21 protein-coding genes are annotated in these 19,727 nt (G+C 56.6%); 11 read left to right on the top strand and 10 right to left on the bottom strand.

All coding sequences use genetic code 11. The features are described from left to right. Positions 1-3: 3 nt before the first annotated feature. Genes Q1B46_RS20275 through Q1B46_RS20265 form a run of 3 tightly spaced genes read right to left on the bottom strand, consistent with a single transcriptional unit; the run spans position 4 to position 2,721 of the window. Positions 4-1,152 carry an acyl-CoA dehydrogenase family protein gene (locus Q1B46_RS20275; protein ID WP_299951314.1) on the bottom strand — a complete coding sequence of 383 codons (1,149 nt, stop codon included), beginning with the start codon at positions 1,150-1,152 and terminating at the stop codon, positions 4-6. Next, entirely contained in the window at positions 1,152-1,955 is an 804-nt protein-coding gene (locus tag Q1B46_RS20270) for an enoyl-CoA hydratase family protein (RefSeq protein ID WP_299951311.1), read from the bottom strand. The genes Q1B46_RS20275 and Q1B46_RS20270 overlap by 1 nt, the downstream gene beginning before the upstream one ends. A 46-nt stretch (positions 1,956-2,001) precedes the next feature. Beyond that, positions 2,002-2,721: an SDR family oxidoreductase gene (locus Q1B46_RS20265; protein ID WP_299951308.1), complete on the bottom strand. Its 720-nt coding sequence runs from the start codon at positions 2,719-2,721 to the stop codon at positions 2,002-2,004. A 181-nt stretch (positions 2,722-2,902) separates the two neighbouring features. On the opposite strand from Q1B46_RS20265, the gene Q1B46_RS20260 reads away from it, so the two are divergent. From Q1B46_RS20260 to Q1B46_RS20225, 8 genes are all read left to right on the top strand, one after another. Further along, positions 2,903-3,052, top strand: coding sequence for a hypothetical protein (locus Q1B46_RS20260; RefSeq protein WP_299951305.1), 150 nt, complete (start codon positions 2,903-2,905; stop codon positions 3,050-3,052). Positions 3,053-3,251: 199 nt separating this feature from the next. After that, on the top strand, positions 3,252-4,412 hold the full coding sequence (locus tag Q1B46_RS20255; protein ID WP_299951302.1) for an ABC transporter substrate-binding protein: 1,161 nt from the start codon (positions 3,252-3,254) through the stop codon (positions 4,410-4,412). A 28-nt stretch (positions 4,413-4,440) separates the two neighbouring features. Beyond that, positions 4,441-5,370, top strand: coding sequence for a branched-chain amino acid ABC transporter permease (locus Q1B46_RS20250; RefSeq protein ID WP_299951299.1), 930 nt, complete (start codon positions 4,441-4,443; stop codon positions 5,368-5,370). Beyond that, entirely contained in the window at positions 5,367-6,353 is a 987-nt protein-coding gene (locus tag Q1B46_RS20245; protein WP_299951296.1) for a branched-chain amino acid ABC transporter permease, read from the top strand. Before Q1B46_RS20250 ends, Q1B46_RS20245 begins: the two co-directional genes overlap by 4 nt. After that, complete coding sequence (locus Q1B46_RS20240; RefSeq protein WP_299951291.1) at positions 6,350-7,099, top strand: ABC transporter ATP-binding protein; 750 nt, start codon at positions 6,350-6,352, stop codon at positions 7,097-7,099. The genes Q1B46_RS20245 and Q1B46_RS20240 overlap by 4 nt, the downstream gene beginning before the upstream one ends. Then, positions 7,096-7,791: an ABC transporter ATP-binding protein gene (locus Q1B46_RS20235; RefSeq protein ID WP_299951289.1), complete on the top strand. Its 696-nt coding sequence runs from the start codon at positions 7,096-7,098 to the stop codon at positions 7,789-7,791. The genes Q1B46_RS20240 and Q1B46_RS20235 overlap by 4 nt, the downstream gene beginning before the upstream one ends. A gap of 57 nt (positions 7,792-7,848) precedes the next feature. Then, a complete protein-coding gene (locus Q1B46_RS20230; RefSeq protein WP_366871608.1) occupies positions 7,849-8,304 on the top strand; it encodes a cupin domain-containing protein in 456 nt (151 codons plus the stop codon). A gap of 13 nt (positions 8,305-8,317) precedes the next feature. Next, positions 8,318-9,565 carry a flavin-dependent oxidoreductase gene (locus Q1B46_RS20225; RefSeq protein WP_299951286.1) on the top strand — a complete coding sequence of 416 codons (1,248 nt, stop codon included), beginning with the start codon at positions 8,318-8,320 and terminating at the stop codon, positions 9,563-9,565. Positions 9,566-9,594: 29 nt separating this feature from the next. On the opposite strand, the gene Q1B46_RS20220 is transcribed toward Q1B46_RS20225, so the two are convergent. Together Q1B46_RS20220 and Q1B46_RS20215 are read right to left on the bottom strand one after the other, a co-directional pair. Continuing rightward, a complete protein-coding gene (locus tag Q1B46_RS20220; RefSeq protein WP_299951284.1) occupies positions 9,595-10,071 on the bottom strand; it encodes a MarR family transcriptional regulator in 477 nt (158 codons plus the stop codon). Between the two features lie 282 nt (positions 10,072-10,353). Next, positions 10,354-10,869: a MarR family transcriptional regulator gene (locus Q1B46_RS20215; protein ID WP_299951281.1), complete on the bottom strand. Its 516-nt coding sequence runs from the start codon at positions 10,867-10,869 to the stop codon at positions 10,354-10,356. A gap of 125 nt (positions 10,870-10,994) precedes the next feature. Here Q1B46_RS20215 and Q1B46_RS20210 point away from each other — a divergent pair, with 125 nt between their 5' ends. From Q1B46_RS20210 to Q1B46_RS20200, 3 genes are read left to right on the top strand one after another with little or no spacing between them, the layout of a single operon-like run. Further along, complete coding sequence (locus Q1B46_RS20210; protein ID WP_299951278.1) at positions 10,995-13,346, top strand: FAD-dependent monooxygenase; 2,352 nt, start codon at positions 10,995-10,997, stop codon at positions 13,344-13,346. Positions 13,347-13,370: 24 nt separating this feature from the next. Beyond that, the gene (locus Q1B46_RS20205) at positions 13,371-14,936 is read left to right on the top strand and encodes a class I adenylate-forming enzyme family protein (protein WP_299951275.1); all 1,566 of its coding nucleotides are present in this window, start codon (positions 13,371-13,373) and stop codon (positions 14,934-14,936) included. After that, positions 14,933-15,493, top strand: a complete 561-nt coding sequence (locus Q1B46_RS20200; protein ID WP_299951273.1) for a carboxymuconolactone decarboxylase family protein — start codon at positions 14,933-14,935, stop codon at positions 15,491-15,493. Before Q1B46_RS20205 ends, Q1B46_RS20200 begins: the two co-directional genes overlap by 4 nt. Before the next feature lie 93 nt (positions 15,494-15,586). On the opposite strand, the gene Q1B46_RS20195 is transcribed toward Q1B46_RS20200, so the two are convergent. Genes Q1B46_RS20195 through Q1B46_RS20175 form a run of 5 tightly spaced genes read right to left on the bottom strand, consistent with a single transcriptional unit; the run spans position 15,587 to position 19,702 of the window. Beyond that, positions 15,587-16,189 carry an amino acid synthesis family protein gene (locus Q1B46_RS20195; RefSeq protein ID WP_299951270.1) on the bottom strand — a complete coding sequence of 201 codons (603 nt, stop codon included), beginning with the start codon at positions 16,187-16,189 and terminating at the stop codon, positions 15,587-15,589. A gap of 16 nt (positions 16,190-16,205) precedes the next feature. Continuing rightward, on the bottom strand, positions 16,206-16,997 hold the full coding sequence (locus tag Q1B46_RS20190; protein WP_299951267.1) for an alpha/beta fold hydrolase: 792 nt from the start codon (positions 16,995-16,997) through the stop codon (positions 16,206-16,208). Beyond that, positions 16,990-18,063 carry an ABC transporter ATP-binding protein gene (locus Q1B46_RS20185; protein ID WP_299951264.1) on the bottom strand — a complete coding sequence of 358 codons (1,074 nt, stop codon included), beginning with the start codon at positions 18,061-18,063 and terminating at the stop codon, positions 16,990-16,992. The genes Q1B46_RS20190 and Q1B46_RS20185 overlap by 8 nt, the downstream gene beginning before the upstream one ends. Before the next feature lie 11 nt (positions 18,064-18,074). Further along, positions 18,075-18,878: an ABC transporter permease gene (locus Q1B46_RS20180; protein ID WP_299667997.1), complete on the bottom strand. Its 804-nt coding sequence runs from the start codon at positions 18,876-18,878 to the stop codon at positions 18,075-18,077. Then, positions 18,878-19,702, bottom strand: coding sequence for an ABC transporter permease (locus Q1B46_RS20175; protein WP_299667999.1), 825 nt, complete (start codon positions 19,700-19,702; stop codon positions 18,878-18,880). Before Q1B46_RS20175 ends, Q1B46_RS20180 begins: the two co-directional genes overlap by 1 nt. Positions 19,703-19,727: the final 25 nt, after the last annotated feature.

Below are 19,727 nucleotides of genomic sequence, written 5' to 3'. Positions count from 1 at the left end.
TCCCTATCCCCCTTCAAAGGTACTGAGAACCTGCCGCGCGATGATGACTTTCTGCACATCGCTTGCGCCCTCATAGATGCGCAGGGCGCGGATTTCACGATAAAGCGATTCAACTGTTGTGCCCGAACGCACGCCATCTCCGCCAAACAATTGTACGGCGGAATCGATGACCTGTTGCGCTTGATCGGTGGCGAACAGCTTGGCCATTGCCGCCTCGCGCGTGATACGGGGCGCTCCTGTGTCGCGTGTCCAGGCGGCGCGATACGTCAGCAGGGCGGTGGCGTCGATATCCAGCGCCATGCTGGCGATATGTCCTTGTACCATTTGCAGCTCAGCCAGCGGTACGCCTTGTATCTTGCGGGTCGTGACACGACCCAGGGCTTCGTCCAATGCACGCCGGGCAAATCCCAGCGCGGCGGCGGCCACGGTCGAGCGAAAGACATCCAGTACAGACATCGCAATCTTGAAACCCTGACCGGGTGCCCCCAGCATGGCAGACGCGGGCAGGCGCGCATCTGTGAACCGCAACCGGGCAAGCGGGTGGGGGGCGATGGTGTCCAGCCGCTCGACCACTTCGAAACCGGCGATGTCGGGTGTCACGATAAACGCCGAAAGGCCCCGCGCCCCTGGCGCTTCGCCTGTACGGGCGAACAAGGTATAGACATCCGCGATCCCGCCGTTTGAGATCCACGTCTTTTCACCATTCAGAACAAAGCCCTGCCCATCCGGCGTGGCGGTCAGCTGAGAGGCAGCTACGTCCGAACCCGAGTTGGGTTCGGTCAGCGCAAAAGCCGAGATGGCCTGGCCCGCTCGGGTTTTTGGTAGCCAAGCAGATTTCTGGTCATCCGTGCCAAACAGTGTAATCGCGCCGGTGCCCAGCCCTTGCATGGCAAATGAGAAATCCGCCAACCCGTCATGTCGCGCCAGAATTTCGCGGGCCAGACACAGGCGGCGGACATCAAAACTGCCATCGTCAGACGAAGTTGGGGCCAGCAGACCCGCAGATCCCAGCGACTTGACCAAATTCCGGCAAGCGGCATCGGTATCGCCATGATCAATGTCCAGCGAGCCGGCGAACTCTTCCACCTGCGCGGCCCAGTCCCGGTGGTCCGGGTTAAAGAAGGGCCAGTCAAGAAAGGAACGATCCGCCATCAGTCGCCCTCGAACACTGGTTTTTCCTTGGCCACGAACGCGGTGTAGGCCCGCTGGAAATCCTTGCCTTGCATGCAGATCGCCTGTGCCTGTGCTTCGGCCTCGATGGCCTGATCCAGACTCATGTTCCATTCCTGCGCCAGCATCGTTTTTGTCATGGAGTTGGCGAAGGTCGGCCCCGACGCAATCCGTTCGGCCAGTGTGATGGCTTCGGTTTCAAGGCTCTCGGCCCCCACAATACGGTTGAAAAAACCCCAGTTGGCACCTTCCTCGGCGCTCATGGCACGACCGGTATACAGCAACTCGGCTGCGCGCCCCTGTCCGATGATCCGGGGCAGCATGGCACAGGCCCCCATGTCGCACCCGGCCAGCCCCACGCGGTTGAACAGAAAGGCAGTTTTGGCGTCTGGTGTGGCCAGCCGCAGGTCTGATGCCATCGCCATGATCGCCCCAGCCCCGGCGCAGACGCCATCGACCGCCGCGATGATGGGTTTACCGCAATGGATCATCGCCTTGACCAAATCGCCGGTCATGCGGGTGAAGGCCAGAAGTTCTTTCATCGTCATCCGGGTCAGCGGGCCGATAATGTCGTGCACATCCCCACCCGAACTGAAATTGCCGCCATTGGGCAAAATGACCACGACGTGCACATCATCGGAATAGGCGAGGGCACGGAACCAGTCGCGTAGCTCGGCGTAGCTATCGAATGTGAAGGGGTTCTTTCGATCAGGTCGGTCATGAGCAATGCGTGCGATACCGTCCCGGATGTCGCATCGAAAGTGTTTTGTCTCTGCCAGCGTCATGTCAGCTCCTGCTTGGATCGCATCGCGCGCGTGTCACACATCATTTTCATACCTCACCGCCGGAAATGGCCAGCGCGTGCCCGTTGATCGAGGCCGCAGCCTGTGAAGCCAGAAACATCACGGTGCCTGCCACCTCGGACGGATCGATCAAGCGGCCTTGCGGATTGCCTGAAACCACCTTTTGTGTCGCTGCATCACGATCCATCCCAAAGCGTGACATCAACCCTTTGATGGCGGTGTCGGCCAAATCAGTATCGGCAAAACCGGGGCAGACCGCATTGCATGTGATACCGCGCCGTGCCACGTCCTGTGCCACGGACCGTACCAACCCCAAAACGCCGTGTTTGGCAGCGGTATAGGCCGGGATTGCGGCATTACCCTGTAACGATGCGGTTGAAGCCATCGCAATTAGTCGCCCGCCGTCCGGCATCGTCGTCAATGCCTCGCGAAAGGTCAGGAAGGTTCCGGTCATATTCACCAGCAGGGTGGCATTCCACTCCGCCAGCGATGTATTGGCCAGCTTGGACGATCCGCCGCCGCCCGCATTGGCAACCACCACATCAAAGGGTGTTTCAAAAAGCGCGGCAACGTCTTCTTCCCGTGTCACGTCCGCCGTGCGGCAGCTGATCGGCCGCCCCTGCGCCGCCGTTTCCAGTACGTCAGCACGGCGACCCGTGATGGTCACAGCGTCACCGGCATCCGAAAAGGCTTTTGCTACCGCCAGGCCAAGCCCGGTACCGCCCCCGGTTACAAGCACGCGCCTCATTGGGTGTCACCGCCCGTCGAGGCGCGTCGGCGAATTCGGCCCAGGAGGTCTGAATTTGTCATTTGTCATCGGCCTCCAACATTCTTGCGGCTATTTTGGCGCAAAAGGTTATTTATTTCAAGATTGAAATTTTATGTATAAAGTAATATTTGAGTCGTTGGGTGGCAGAAGGAGGGCCAAGATGCTTTTTGAGGATATCGCCTGGGATTTGGCGGGTATCGATGTGTTGCGGCGAATGGATATTGTGTTCCCAACCAGTGTCGCGGATCATCGTACCAACGAAAGTTCTTGCGCGTGTGTTTTTGTTGAAAGCATGCTTAAAATATTCTAGCTTAAAATAGAGGAGCGAGATCAGCGGGCCTTCAGCAGAGCGCCTGCCAATACCCAGACAGAGCTGAGACCGACGAAGACGCAAACGCAGGAAGCTGGCCGCCGATTTTCCCGGGCAACAGGGTTCGGGGCGCAAGTTCAGGCTTATCATGCCTTCGTCGCCAAGCAGCCGGGGACCTTGAATTGAACGGGAGGAAGAAATGCAAAAAATACTATATGCAGCCGCGTGCGCTGCGTCGATGATCGGTCCGGCACTGGCGCAGGATCTCAAGATCGGGGTTGTCGTACCGCTGTCAGGTCCGCCAGCCGTTTTGGGGAAACAGGTTGAAGACGCATTTCGTCTTGCCGTCGAAGATATGAACGGTGAGGTCGGCGGTGTTTCGACCGAGGTTTTCGTCGTCGATTCCGAGTTAAAGCCCGAAGTTGCGTTGACTCGGGTCAAAGGTCTGCTTGAACGGGATGAGGTCGATTTTGTCGTTGGGACTGTGTTCTCGAACGTGCTGGGCGCGATCGTCAAGCCGGTGACTAAGTCCGAGACATTTCTGATCAGCCCGAACGCAGGGCCGTCGACCTTGGCCGGGCGTAATTGCAACCCGTTCTTCTTTTCAACCTCTTACCAGAACAACCAGAATTTCGAAGTTCTGGGCAAGCATGCGCAAGATCAGGGGATCAAGAGCGTGTTCATGATGACGCCCAACTATCAGGCTGGGCGTGATGCGGTCGAAGGGTTCAAGAAGTTCTACGAGGGTGAGATTACGAACGAGGTCTACACGCCGCTGGGGCATCAGGATTTCTCGGCTGAGATTGCGGAGATGTCCGAAGCCGGGGCCGAGGCGTTGTTCACCTTTATGCCGGGCGGCATGGGCGTGCGATTTGTCAAACAGTATCGCGAGTCTGGTTTGGCTGACAAAATGACCTTCTTGTCGGCTTTCACTGTCGATGAGGCCACGTTGCCCGCTCAGCAAGATGCTGCATTGGGCTTTTTCGGAGCAACAAGCTGGGCACCCAGCCTCGATCTGCCCAGAAGTCAGGAATTCGTAACCCGCTTCGAAGAGAAGTACGGCTATATCCCTGGCGGATTTGCGATGCAGGCGTATGACGCGGCGCTGCTGATCGACAGCGCGGTACGTGCGGTTGGCGGTAACCTTGAAGACAAAGACGCTTTGCGCGAAGCCTTGGAGGCTGCAGATTTTGAATCGCTGCGCGGTAACTTCGCGTTTAACAACAACCACTTCCCAATTCAGGACTTCTATCTGCTACGCGTTGCGCAGCGCGAAGACGGCAAATTCTGGACTGAAGTAGAGTCAAAGGTGTTCGAAGACTACTCAGACAGCTTTGCCCAAGACTGCAAAATGAAGTGAGCGATCCCGTCAGGCTGGGCTGCATCCGATGAACTCGACTATTCTGCTCATCCAACTGCTCAATGGCGTTCAGTTCGGCGTTCTGCTGTTTCTGATCGCCGCTGGCCTGACACTTGTGTTTGGCGTCATGGGCTTCATCAACCTTGCCCATGGCGTCCAATACATGATCGGTGCCTATCTGACCTTCATGTATTATAGCTGGACCAATCACTTTCTGGCGGCTTTGGCCCTGGGGTTGGTCACCGCTCTGGTTCTTGGACTGCTGTTGGAAGAGCTAATCTTTCGACATCTATACACACGAGACCACTTGGACCAGGTTCTGGCGACTTTTGGCATTATTCTGTTCGTCAACGAACTGGTTAAGGTGATCTGGGGGCCCGGCACATTGACTTTGCCGACACCTGAAATCCTGTCGGGTTCGATCCAACTGACAGAAAACCTGAAATACCCGGTTTATCGGCTTGCGCTGATTGCCATCGGTCTTTTTGTTGCGCTCTGTCTGTATGTGATCGTCACAAAAACCCGTGTCGGCATGTTGATCCGGGCCGGGGCAAGCGACTCGGAAACCGTGAATGCGCTTGGTGTAAATATCAGCCGCCTGTTCATGATCGTCTTCGGTTTTGGCGCGATGCTGGCCGGGCTGGCGGGAGCACTGGCAGCGCCAATTTTCACCATTGAGCCGGGGATGGGTGACAATCTTTTGATCGTCGCTTTCGTGGTGATCATCATCGGTGGCATCGGTTCGATCCGGGGAGCCTTCATTGCGGCCCTTCTGGTCGGCGTTCTTGATACGTTGGGCCGGACGATAGCGACCGATGCCATGGGGCTAATCTTCGATGCCTCTGCCGCAAATCAAATTGGTCCTTCAATTGCCTCGATGCTGATTTACCTGTTCATGGCCACTATCCTGTTTTTCAAACCACAAGGTCTGTTTCCGGCGCAAGGGGGCGCGAGATGAGCGAACTTCCCGTGCCGGACCTGGCCCCTGTAAACCGCGGACCGTTGGATCGGTCCTTGATGATTGGCCTGATCGTTCTTGGTTTGTTAGCAATTATGCCGTTACTCAGCCCGATTTTGGGCGGTGATTATATGCTGAGCCTCGTGATCAAGGCTATGATCTTTGCCATTGCGGCCATCTCGCTGGACCTGGTGTTGGGCTATGGCGGAATGGTCAGTTTCGGGCACGCGGTATTTTTGGGGATTGGGGCATATGTCACCGGCATCGCCCTGCAAGAAGGTGTGTATGGCGCTTTCCCAATCCTTGCCCTTGTCCTTTTGATTTCAGGTGCTTTCGCCTTGATCACAGGGGCGATTTCGCTGCGGACCACGGGTGTCTATTTCATCATGATCACGTTGGCTTTTGCACAAATGGTGTATTTCTCGCTGACCTCATTGTCCTACTACGGCGGAGATGACGGGCTGACACTGTGGGACACGCCCGAAGTGTTCGGGATGTACCTGTTTCAAACAGGATCGGGCCTATTTTACTCGACTCTCGTGCTGTTGGCGCTGATATGGTTTTTCGTGTGGCGACTGGCGATGTCGCGGTTCGGGCGCGTGTTGAGGGCTGCCAAGCAAAACCCAACGCGTGTGGGATCATTAGGATATAACGTCTTCGTTTACCGTCTGATTGCCTATGTCATCTCGGGGATGCTTGCAGGTGTCGCGGGCTTTTTGTTGGCTTGCCAAGCTGAATTCATCAGCCCCTCAACCACGTCGTGGCAGATTTCGGGACATTTGATCATCATGGTTGTTCTGGGGGGATTGGCAACACGGAACGGCCCCCTGCTGGGCGCGCTCTTTGTCGTTTTGATCGAAGAAATCCTGTCGCAGATCACCCATGATTGGCGGCTGATTTTCGGACCCCTTCTGGTTCTGATCGTGTTGTTTTCGAAAGGCGGACTTGCAGGATTACTCAAAAACAAGAGGGCGACCGGATGAGCGCCGTTTTGACAGTTGAGGGGCTTTCGAAATCATTTGGGTCTCTGAAGGTCACGCGCGATGTGACGCTAGAGCTGCACACTGGGGAATGCCACGCGCTGATCGGGCCGAATGGCGCAGGCAAAACGACGCTAATCAATCTGATTACAGGTATTCTGCCAGCCGAGTCTGGGCGAATTACTCTGAATGGTCGGGATCTTTCCGACCTTCCAATGCACCAACGCGCGGCGGCGGGGTTGGGGCGCACATTCCAGATCACTTCGATCTTTCCAGATTTTTCTGCGCTGGAGAACGTGGCGCTCGCGGCACAATCCAGTGACGGGGGTGGCATGGGAATCTGGCGCATTGCCGCGTCCGATTCCGGGCTGAATGCAAAGGCAGCTGATGCATTGGACATGATTGGTTTGGGGGCACGAAAAGACGCACGCGGTGCGGACATGTCGCACGGAGAACACAGGCTATTAGAGCTTGCCATGGCAGTGGTCACAAACCCCGATGCTTTACTTTTAGACGAGCCGATGGCGGGTCTGGGCCGGGCTGAAAGCGAAGAACTGGTTGATACCTTGCGAAGCCTGAAGGCACAGGTGCCGCTGCTGATGGTAGAACATGACATGGAGGCCGTCTTTAGCATGGCGGATCGCATTTCGGTGTTGGAAAGTGGTCAGATCATTGCAGCAGGCACGCCGGAACAGGTGCGCAGCGACCCACAGGCCCGCGCGGCCTATCTGGGAGAGGAGGCAGTATGAGCCTGCTGGAACTCAAAGGCCTTGAAGCGGGCTATGGCTATTCGCAAATTCTGTTCGGGGTCGACCTGAAACTGGAACGTGGTGAGGCGGCAACCCTTATGGGGCGCAACGGAATGGGCAAAACCACAACCGTGCGCTCGATCATGGGTCTGTTGAAGCCTCAGGCCGGAGAGATCCGGTTTGACGGTCACCCCATCACCGGGCTTGCCGCTTACAAGGTCGGACGGGCCGGGGTCGGTTTGGTTCCCGAAGGACGCCGGATTTTTCCGACGCTGACGGTCGAAGAAAATTTGCGCGCTTTTGCCCGCTCGCGCGGGAATTGGACCTTGCGCAAGGTCTATGACTTCTTCCCGCGTCTTGAGGAACGAAAGGTCAATCTGGGGTCCCAGCTGTCCGGCGGCGAACAGCAGATGCTTGCCATTGGTCGGGCATTGATGACCAACCCGTCCCTTTTGATCCTGGATGAGGCGACAGAAGGTCTTGCACCCCTGATCCGTAAGGAGATCTGGGAAAAACTGGCAGCACTCAAGGCCGAAGGCCTGGCGATCCTGCTGATCGATAAGGACATCGCGGCAATGTCGAAATTCGTGGACCACCACACCCTTTTGAACAAGGGCGAGGTGGTCTGGTCCGGGACAACTGAAGCCCTGACAAACGACATGGAGGTTGTGAATTCTTACATGCACCTCTGATCGCAGGTGACATCATTTGGGACATTAATGAAAAACTAAAACAGGAAGGAAGATGCCATGAATGAGATGCCTGCCGGGATTATGCCCGCCCGCGACGGAATTGAAGGGATCAGCTGGGACATCCTTGGTCAGACCTACGTTCCCAAACAGCTGTGCGAGTCCTCGTTTTCATGGCACGCGACTTTCCCGCCGGAAACCTTTGTGCCGCCCCATATCCACCCAACACAAGATGAGTTCCTGTATATCCTGGAAGGGCGGTTCGATTTCATTCTCGACGGGGCCGAACGCTTCGCAGAACCGGGTGATCTGGTGCACATGCCGCGCGGGACACCGCACGGTATCTTCAACAAGACGGATACCACGATTAAAACGCTGTTTTGGGTTTCACCCGCGCGCAGATTGTATGACCTGTTCTGGGCGATCCACAATCTTGGGCCAAATCCCGACCCGGCGAATCTGGTTGCGCTGTCTGCTGAACACGAGATCGACTTTTTACCCCCGGAAGACGCATAAGAAAGGGCAACTTATGAAAGTTCTTATCGCGGGCGCAGGTATCGGCGGGCTGACAACCGCATTGATGCTTCATAAGCGAGGCATCAAATCGCGACTGTTCGAACGGGCGAAGGAAGTGCGAGAGCTTGGCGTTGGCATCAACACGTTGCCACACGCCATTCGTGAACTGGCCGAGCTTGATCTGCTGGATCGGTTGGACGACGTTGGCGTTCGCACGCGCGAGCTGCGATACATCACCAAGCAAGGACAGGCTGTCTGGACCGAGTTGCGTGGCACCTACGCGGGGCACGACATTCCACAATTTTCGATCCATCGCGGGCGCCTACAGAAAGTTCTATTTGATGCGGTGATCGAACGCTTGGGCCCTGATGCGGTCGCAACCGGAGCACAATTGGCCGGGTTCTTTCAGGACGAAGGTGGGGTAACCGTTCAGTTCCGCGACAGCATCGAAGGTGGACCGAGCCGTGTTGAACGCGGTGAGATTCTGATCTGTTCAGATGGCATCCATAGTGCCGGTCGCAAGGCTTTCTATCCAAACGAAGGTCCACCCAGTTGGAATGGGGTGGCCATGTGGCGTGGCGCGGTGGAATGGCCGATCTGGGAAGATGGGCAAACCATGGTGATCGCCGGGGGGATGTCGGGCAAGCTGGCGCTTTATCCGATATCAAAACCCGTGGACGGCAAGCAACTAATGAACTGGGTCGTCGCCGTACGTGTTGCCGATGGCGAGAAAACCTCGCCCCCCGAAAACAGCTGGTCCAAGATGGTGCCGCTTAGCACGGTTTTACCACATGCCAGACGGTTTTCGGTGCCCGGTTTTGATCTGGAAGGGTTGGTGCGCGCGACGCCTGCGGTTTTCGAATATCCGATGGCCGACCGCGATCCGCTGCCACGCTGGACCCACGGTCGGATCACGCTTTTGGGTGATGCGGCGCATCCCATGTATCCGGTCGGCTCGAACGGGGCGTCGCAGGCCATACTGGATGCGCGTTTCTTAAGTGACGCATTGGTCAGTGCGCCACATCCGCGCGAGGCTTTGTACCGTTATGATCAGGAACGACGCCCAAAGACCGCGGAAATAGTTCGATTGAATCGCAAAGGTGGCCCCGAACGTGTCATTGATGAGGTGGAAAAGCTGTGCCCGACCACGTTCAACAAAATCGAGGATGTGATGAGCCACGCCCAGCTTGAGGCCATTGTGAAAGGTTATGCCGGTACAGCCGGATATTCCGTGGATCAGACCGGCTTGAAACGTGTCTGAGGGGCTCAGGGCTGGTGGAGATCCAGTGATTACCGAGCCTGCCGCGCCTCCATCCCCTGAATGAAACCCAGCAGATGCTCTTCCAGATGTTCTGCTTCATCGGTGCTGACGTCCTGAAGCAATTCGTCGATCCAGCATTTATGCGCTGCGGCTTGCCGTTCGAACTCCTGCAAGCCGCGTTCGGTCAGGCAAACTCGCAATGCCCGACGATCCCCTTCGACTGCAGTGCGTTCCACCAGCCCTTCGCTGGTCAACCGATCGACGATGCCGGTAACATTTCCGTTCGATACCCGTAGCACATCTGAAATCTGGCTCATCTTCAGCCCGTCCATATGCCGCGAAAGCGCAACCATAACGTCGAACCGAGGCAGAGTGGTGTTAAATTCGCGTTTCAGATTGGTTCTGATCTGCGCTTCGATCATGCGGGACGTTTTGAGGAACCTGAGCCATAGCCGCAGTTTCTCTTTGCCATCGCCGGGTTGAGAAGGGCCTGTTTCCAATTTCATTTCCCTGACATTTTCCCGGATATTACGCTGACATAGCCGCAGAAATGCTGGCTTTTTGTCACCGTAGGCCGCCTGTTTTGGATATCGCGAATTAAATACAGCATTAAATGTTAATGCCTAAACTATCAATACTGAAGCAAACCGAAAGAATCAATGTGGTATTGTCTTGCTGGATGTAACGGATCATTCGCCAATTGATGTTTTCAGCGGCAATTTTGACTGCGCCTATGGCGGAGCAATCGCTCATTCTGTCGCGCAACACTGGACGCAGGTTCTAACCTGTTACCTGTTACCTGTCTTCCTAGGTTGAGGGGTTGAAGCAAAGCCACCACCGCTTCTTGAGCGAAAAACGGTTGCCGCGTTTTGCTGCAACTGCACAAGCGTTGCATTGAAGGCTTGAAGGTTCTTCTGACTTAACCCTGCAAACAGCTCGCCTCGGGCTGAGGCAACCGCTGCATCACATTCATCAACCAGCCGCGCACCGGCTTTGGTCAGAACCACCTGAATAGAACGGCGGTCATTCGGCAAACTGGTCTTTTCCACCAGCTCCCGTGCGACCAATTTGTCAACCAAGCGGCTGGTGACAGTTCGTTCTATCACCGCCATTTCTGAAAGGTCGTTGATCGTCAGGGTGTTCAACTGTCGCAGGCACTGTAGAATCCGCCACTCCGTCAACTTCAACCCGAATGGACGCACGACAAGGTTCATCATTTCTCGGATTTTTTGGTTCAGCACAGCAAGGTGATACTCTGGCGGGTCCCGATCTTCGATACTGTCTTTGACACCGCTTTCATTCATGTCCGTATCATCTTTTTCAGCTTCAGTTTCCTCCTTCGTACCACAACTGAGCTTTTTTTCTAGATATGTTCGAAAAATGTGCTAAACCATAATTTCAAGCTTAAAGGAAATGATGAGGCGTGCTCATGAAGATCTCGATTATCGGCGGCGGTCCCGGTGGCTTGTACACAGCGTTATTGACCAAAAAGGCACGACCGGACTGGACCGTAGAAGTGTTCGAGCGCAATCAGGCCGATGACACATTTGGCTTTGGCGTCGTTTTCTCGGACGAAACGCTGGATGAGTTTCTAAGCCGCGATAAGCAGGTATTTGAACGCATCCGGGGTGAGTTCGCCTATTGGGATGATGTCGCAGTTCACTTCAAAGGGCATGAGATGCGCTGTGCCGGGAACGGTTTTTGCGGAACCTCACGCCACACCCTGTTGCGCATTTTGCAAGAGCGCTGCGTTGAACTTGGCGTCGAAATGACGTTCGGAGCCGAGATTGATGCGGCAAATTTGAAATCCCAGTTTGCCGATTCCGACGTGATCATTGCCGGCGATGGCGTCAATTCCGCGATCCGCGAGCAGTATAAAGAGGCGTTCCAGCCTTCGGTTGTCTGGAAATCCAACAAGTTCTGCTGGATGGGTTCAACCCGACCTATGGGAGAATTCAACTACTTCTTCCGCGAAACCGAACATGGGTACGTGGTTGCCCATTGCTACCAATATGAAAAAGACCACTCGACTTGGGTGTTCGAGATGGACGAAGCCACATGGGCCGGGCACGGATTTGAAGATTTTGATGAAGAAGGATCAAAGCGCAAGCTCGAACAAATATTCGCTGAGGAGCTGCAAGGGCATCCTTTGATGCTGAACAGGTCGAACTGGCGCAACTTCCCCCGCGTATTTTGTGAGAACTGGTACACGGACAACATCGTTATTTTGGGCGACGCCAAGGCCAGTGCGCATTTTTCCATCGGGTCGGGAACAAAGTTGGCGATGGAATGTGCCATATCCCTGTCTGACGCCCTGTTGGAGCATGCCGAAACGGATGTCGAGGCAGCGTTCAAGGCCTATGATGATGCGCGCCGGACACCCTGCCAAATCACGCAACACAATGCCGATGTTTCGCTGGCCTGGTTCGAACATATGGACCGGTCCTGGGACATGGAACCCTATCAGTTCGCTATGGTGGTTATGTGCCGGGCAAAGTCGATTACCTATGACAACCTGATTATCCGCGACCCCGAGTTTGTGCGCAAAGCGGATGATGAATGGTATGCGCGTCACCTGCGTGAAACGGGCGAGGATTTGACGAAGACACGTCCGACACCGATGTTCTCGCAATTCAAACTGCGGGATATGCGCCTCGGCAACCGGGTTGTAATGTCGCCAATGGCGCAATATTCTGCCAAGCCGAATGGCGATCTGACCGATTGGCACAAGGTTCACTATGGTGGCCATGCGACTGGTGGTATGGGCCTGATCTATACGGAAATGACTTGCCCATCCCCCGACGCCCGGATCACGCTGGGATGCCCGGGCCTGTGGACTGATCAGCATGAAAGCGATTGGAAGGAAATCGTCGCGTTCATTCATGAACACTCGGACGCCAAGATTGCATTGCAGCTTGGCCACGCAGGGCGGAAGGGTTCAACTCAATTGGGGTGGGAGAAGATGGATTACCCCATCGCCGATGAAGGGTCCAACTGGCCCTTGGTTTCGGCCTCGCCCCTGCCATGGGTTGATGGGGAAAATCAGGTCCCGGTCGAGTTGGACCGCACCGGAATGGACCGGATCAAGGCCGAGTTCGTGCAGGCGACCGAACGGGCCGCGCGGGCCGGGTTCGACATGATCGAACTTCACTGCGCCCATGGCTATCTGCTGGCGTCCTTCCTTTCGCCGCTGACCAATATCCGCACTGATGACTATGGAGGCAGCCTGGAAAATCGCATGCGATATCCGCTTGAGGTGTTCGAAGCAATGCGCGCCGCATGGCCCACAGAACGGCCGATGGCCATCCGTGTTTCGGGCACCGACTGGAAAGAAGGCGGTCTGTCAGAGAATGATCTGCTGCACATCGCCGAAGTCTTCAGCGCAGCAGGATGCGATCTGATCGATGTGTCGGCTGGCCAGACTGTCTCTGATCAGGAACCGGTTTATGGCCGTATGTTCCAGACACATCTGGCCGAGGCGGTGCGCAACGTACCCAAAATCGCCTCGATGGCAGTTGGCGCCATCACCGAAGCGGCGCAGGTCAACACCATCCTGCACACACGCCGTGCCGATCTGGTGGCAGTCGGGCGTCCGCATATGTGGAATCCATATTTCACGCACCAAGCTGCCGCGTGGTATGGTGCTGTGAACCGCCGCGCCTGGGCCAAACAATACGAGGCCGGTGCGATGCAGGTATTCCGCGAAGCCGAGAAATCCCGCGAGCGCCTTCAAGATTTGCAGCGCAAGGCTGCGCCCGGCAGACATATTGCCTCAGAGTGACCGGATGGCGGAAAGGGACGTTCAATGACCGTTGAAAACAATCAGACTCTGGGCGACTGGCTAGCCGCACAAGCCAGCCTGCGCCCGGATGCCACCGCGCTTGTCGATATGGACGGCGCCATGAGCTATGGCGAGCTGGCATCGGCGGTATCGGCACTTGAGTCAGGATTGGCCGGGCTGGGTATCGGCAAAGGTGACGTGGTTGCGGTGCAACTGCCCAATATACGCGCCTTTGTTATCGCGTTTCTCGCCATCGCCGCCCGTGGCGCGATTGTTCAGACGTTGCACATGCCCTACCGCAGCAAAGAACTGGGTGAATTGTTGAAAGACTCGGCGGCCAAGGCGGTTATTGCCACAAACGCCGCGAAGGACAGCCGTACTGCAGACATTTTGTCCGTTCGCGATCAGTTACCCGCGCTAAACCATGTCATTGTCGCAGGGCCCGTGCCGGATGGCTGTTCCAGCCTGTCAGATCTGATGCAGACGCAGGTATCTGCAGCCGATGCTGTGCCAGTGGCAACCGATGACCGTTATCTGCTGCTATATACTTCGGGAACAACAGCAGCGCCCAAGGGCGTGCCCCATATCTACCGCAGTTTTCTCAACAACGCGCGGTCGTCCTCTCATGAACTTGGTGTTGGGCAGGATGATCGCATTCTTTCGTTGGCCCCGATGAGCCACCTTTACGGCTTGTTCACGGTGCATTTGGCACTGGCAAGCGGTGCAGCAATAATCCTGTTACCTGCGTTTGATCCAAAAACCGTGCTGGAGGACCTGCAAAACACAAAGCCCAGCCATGTTTTTGCGGCACCGGCCCATTTCGCCCCGTTTGAGGCGCAAGGAGTGCTGCACCCAGACCACTTAACCTCGGTCCGGTTGCTGTGCCTGTCGGGCGCGACCGTGCCCCGAGCGCTAGCCAGCGCCATAGACTCTCGCATGCCTGAGGGAAAGGTCATCCAGCTGTGGGGCATGAGCGAGCTTCAGGCCGGTACGTTCGGACGCCTGACGGACCCGGAAGACAAACGGTTCTCAACGGCTGGAAAGGCGGTTCCAAACACCGAATTGCGGGTTGTCGACGATGCGGGAACACCGCTTTCTGCCGGTGAAGAAGGTGCATTACAGGTGCGCGGCCCATCGGTCTTTGGCGGATATCTAAACCGTCCCGAGGAAACCCAAAGGGCATTTGATGCCGATGGGTGGTTTTCAACCGGTGATCTGGCGATTATCGACGACGACGGCTTCATGTCGATTACGGGCCGTACCAAGGAAATTATCAATCGCGGGGGGGTCAAATTCAATCCAGTGGAGATGGAAGAGATCCTCTTGAACGACCCATCCATCCAGCAATGCGCCATCATTCCCATCCCTGATCCGATCTTGGGTGAAAAAGGATGTCTTTGTGTACAACTTGCCCCGGGGGGTGAACTTGCACTGGAGAGCGTAACCGCCCGGCTGGAGAGGGCCGGTGTTGCAAAATACAAATGGCCGGAAGATCTGTTGATCCTCAACGAACTTCCTGCGACGCCCACCCGCAAAATCATGCGAGGTGCTTTGATAGAAATCGTACAAAATCAAAAGGAAAAGTCATGAGTGCTGAACTCTATACAGCAGAAAATGCACCTGAAGGGGCCCGGCCTTTGCTGGAGGCTGTTCAAAAGAAGATGGGTGGTTTCCTGCCCAACTTGTATCGTCAGATGGCTGGTGTGCCGGGCGTTCTGGATACCTATCTGATGTTGTCAGACCGATTTGGCGGGACCAGCTTTACGCCTGCAGAACAACAGTTGGTTCTGCTGACGGCCAGTGTGCGAAACGGATGTGTCTACTGCGTCGCCGCACATTCCTCGGGCGCTCGTATGGCGAAACTGGACAAGGGTTCAATTAATGCCATCCGTGACGGGGCTGCCATCGAAGACGCCCGACTGCAGGCGCTGCGCAGCTTTACCGAAGCCGCCATTGCATCGCGCGGCAAGGTCGAAGAGTCGGCGCTGAGCGAATTCACAAGCCATGGGTTCACACGGGACCAAGCGGCAGAGGTTTTAATCGGGATTTCGATGAAAGCGCTGTCAAACACCTATGCACGCATGTTCGACACGCCACTGGACGAACTGCTGCAGGCCATGGCCTGGGAAGGAAATGACCGGGTTTAAGAAAACTTTGCTGCGACCCTCGCCAGTCGAAAAACTAATTGTTCAGCGAGGGCCGCGGTTTTCCCGGTAGCGCCTTGGCTCAGAAGCCTCAGCTCAGGTGTTGTCGGGGCGCACTGTCTGATCGTGGTCCAGCTCTTCCATATCCTGGTAGCGGTCTCCGATGCGATGATGCGGCCGCCCGCCATTGGCGACGCCGATGGCGATCAGAATCTCATCCGGGCCGGGGGCATCGGGGATGTTGAATTCCACCGTCATGAAATGAGACCGCGCCCCACCCTTGGAAATATGGCGCAGCGGGAACGTAATTGAATTGCCCGGCCCACCGCGTTTGTTGGTAAAGGGGATAAACCCACTGCTTTGCACTGCATCACGCAGAAAATTACCGTATCGCAGCGTGTGGATGAGCGCCGAACCGTGCTCGATCTCGCCATTCACGCCAACGATAGCGGTTTTACCAAAGGCCTCGACATTCTCGCCTCCACCGATCAGCGGCATTAGGCGCTCCACCATCTCTTTGCCCAGTACGGGGGCAAAGGCGTGGATTTCGGGGCGCAGATCCTCGACAAAGCGGCCTGCCCAAGGATTACGAAGCACAGCGGCTACGGCCGCCATGCGCAGGGGGGGGTCTGCAGGCTTGTGGCCTTCGATCAGGACATCTTCAACAAAGGCAACATATTTTCGGACTTCGGGGGTCATAGTGTGGTCTTTCAAGTTAGCGGTCGATGTATTTTGCAAGGAAGGGTTCGATCAGCCCGCCGATCTGGTCAGGGGCTTCCAACAGGACAGAATGTTTCAGTCGCGGCAGGATATGCAGTTCGGACCCGGTAATCCGGTCATGGATGAACCGCGACATGCGCGGGTTTGACCCGATATCATTCTCTCCGGTCATGATTTGTGTGGGCACAGTGATGCGATGCAATTGATCGCCCAGATCACTGCCCGCCAGCACGCGGTAGGCCGCGACGTAGCAATCGGGATCGTTGAGCATGGATTTGCGGCGGCGTGCCTCCAGCACCTCGGGATGAGTGGCGACAAATTCAGGTGTGAACCAGCGGTCCACGGCATTGGACAGATGGGTCAGCGCGCCCTCTTGCGCCAATGTCTCGGCGCGGGCATCCACGCGCGTCTGCTCTTCCGCTGTCCGCCCGGCGACGGTCGAAACCAGTGTCAGGCTGGCCACCCGGTCGGGGTGGTTCAGTGCAATCGACTGCGCCACCAACCCGCCCAGCGAGAAGCCCACGATCGAGGCACGAGCCAGCCCAAGGTGATCCAGCAACGCCACGGCATCACCCGAGAGATCGTCCAGCGAATAAGGCCCCGGCGTGCGCCGCGACAGCCCATGCCCACGTTGGTCATAGCGAATATAGCGGCGGTCCGGCGACATGTGCGTCAGCACACCGTCCCAGCTTTCAAGATCTGCCCCAACGCCATGGATCAGCAACACTGGCGCGCCGCTGCCCTCATCGCTGACATTTAGCGCGACATCGGCATTCCGTTCAAACATCAGCTAGGATCCGAGCGTCACTTGAACGAAAACCAAGTGTTGCCTGTGCCCCCATTTCCAGCGCCGTCGCCTCGGCCTGTGCGGCCTGTTCCAGCGCGGTCACTTCGGTGCCGTCTTCAAGCGCGATGATCGCCTTGCGCGACTGGCCCAGATAGATCAGCTCTTTGACCGTGCCCGTTAGGCTGTTGTCATCCCCTGAGGCGTCGCCACCCAGAACGTGCAGTCGCTCGGGCCGGATAGCCAGCACAGCGCGGCTGCCTTCGGCCAACTGGGTGCTGAGTTGCCCATCAAGGCCTCGTACCTTTGCCACGCTGCCATTGACCGCCTCGACCGTGCCCGAGACAAAATTGGTCTCTCCGATGAAATCGGCAACGAATTTGGTTTGCGGAGCCTCGTACAGATCGCGCGGTGTACCGATCTGTTCGATCCGGCCCGCATTGAAAACGGCGATCCGGTCAGACATGACAAGCGCTTCTTCTTGATCGTGGGTGACGTAAAGGACAGTTGCGCCAAGGTTCTTGTGCAGGTGCATGATTTCCAGCTGCATATGTTCGCGCAGCTTCTTGTCGAGCGCGCCCAGCGGTTCATCCATCAACAACAGGCGTGGCTTGAACACCATGGCGCGGGCCAGTGCCACACGCTGTTGCTGCCCGCCCGACAGCTCTTTCGGCAGGCGGGTACCAAATCCGGCCAGGCCGACCATTTCCATCGCCTCTTCAACCTTTTTACGGCGATCTTCTTTGGCCACACCGCGCATTTCCAATGGGAAGGCTACGTTCTGCGCAACCGACATATGTGGAAACAGGGCGTAATGCTGAAAGACCATGCCGATATCACGCTTCCAGACCGGGATCGGATCAAGCGGCTTACCTTCCAGCTGGATGTTGCCCTGTGTCGGCGCAGTAAAGCCTGCCACCATCATCAGAGTCGTGGTCTTGCCTGACCCGGAAGGGCCAAGGAAAGTGACAAACTCACCGGGTTCTACGTCAAGGTTGATGTCGCGTGCGGCATTAACCGGGCCATAGGCCTTGCCGATGTCGCTGAGTTGCAGGATCGGGTCAGTCATTGGTCAAATCCTCAAAGTCCAGGTGCCTGGCCCGAGCGGCGGCGTGCGATGCCATCCATCAATAGGGCGAGGAGCGAAAACATAAACAACACGGTGGCGATGGCAGCGATGGTCGGGTCCGTGTCACCCTTGATATTAGACCACATCTGCACAGTGACGGGCCGCACGCGCGGCGTCGACAGGAAGAGCGAGACGATCAACTCGTCAAACGAGATCACCATGGCAAAGAGCATGCCCGACATGACCGAAGGCGAGATCAGCGGTAGTGTCACCCGCCGGAATGTCATCCAGGGCGTGGCACCGCAATTCATCGCTGCATCCTCTAGCCGCCGGTCAAAGACGGCAAGGTTGGCGCTGACGGTGGACAGGACGAAGGGCAGCGTCAGGATGACATGGGCGATGATCAACCCGTGCAGCGTGCCGTAAAGCCCCCATATGCGGAAAACACCGAAAATGGCAGCGGCTGTGATGATCACCGGAATGATAAGGGGTGCCATCAGCACGCCCCGGATCACCAAAGCCCAGCGTGAGGTCATCCGGTTCAGCGCTAATGCGGCAGCAGTGCCACAGATCGTGGCGATGAACGCAGCGGGCACCAGTATCTTGAGTGACGTCCAGAGGGCGCGCGTCCAAGTCGGGTTGCTGAACATCTTCTCATACCACTGCAGCGAAAAGCCGGGTGGTGGAAAGGTCAGGTATAGCGCCGAACTGAACGAGATCACCAGCGTCACCACCAGTGGGGCAAGCATGTATATGACCAGCAGCACATTGATAACGCCGCGCAGACCGCCCCAGAAACGCTCGGATTGGAACATCAGATACCCCTCCCGCGGATTTTGATGAGTGCGTTTACCAGCACAAAGAGCAGCCCCGTGCCCACCAGCAGCACAATTGCCAGTGCAGAGGCCAGCGGCCAGTCGCCAAATTCGTCGATCCGCTCGAAGATCAGCTGTGCGATCATGATATCGCCACGTCCGCCCAACAGGGCTGGCGTGATGAAGTAGCCAAGCGAGATGATAAACACCAGCATCGCCCCTGTGGCCAGCCCCGGCAGGCAGAGCGGCAGGTAGACGCGAAAGAAGGCCCGGATAGGTGTGGCCCCTAGATTGGTGGCGGCACTGAAATAGCTGCCGTCAATCCGCGTTATCACCGAAAAGAGCGGGAAGACCATGAAGGGCAACAGCACCTGCACCATGCCGAGCAATACACCGAACCGGTTATAAACCAGATCCAGCGGCTCGGCGATCAGGCCGATGCCTGCCAAGAAATCATTGAGGATGCCGCCACGTTGCAGGATCACCAGCCAGGCAAAACTACGCACAAGTATGGAGGTCCAGAACGGAATCAGAACCGAAAAGATCAGAACTTTGCGAATCCAGGGGCTGGAATGGGCCATGGAATAGGCCACTGGAAAGCCGATCAGTGCGCAAAGGAGCGTAGTCACCCCGGCAATGGCCACGGTGTTCCACAACACGCCCAGATAGATCGTCTTTGAAAAGATAGTGATGTAATTCTGTAAACCCCAGACGGGTTCAGAGACGCTGCGTTGCAACAGCCAGCTGACTGGGAACAGGAAACATATCCCGATCAGCAGTACCGCCGGTGCCAGCAGCCAGATGTTGCGGTTCTTCAGAAACATGGCGCAGCGCCTCCAGATCTTTTGC

The sequence above is a fragment of the uncultured Ruegeria sp. genome (assembly GCF_947500045.1).
Classification (GTDB): Bacteria; Pseudomonadota; Alphaproteobacteria; order Rhodobacterales; family Rhodobacteraceae; genus Ruegeria.
Note: the sequence above shows the minus strand (reverse complement) of the source record. Positions and strands in the feature narration are given on the sequence as shown.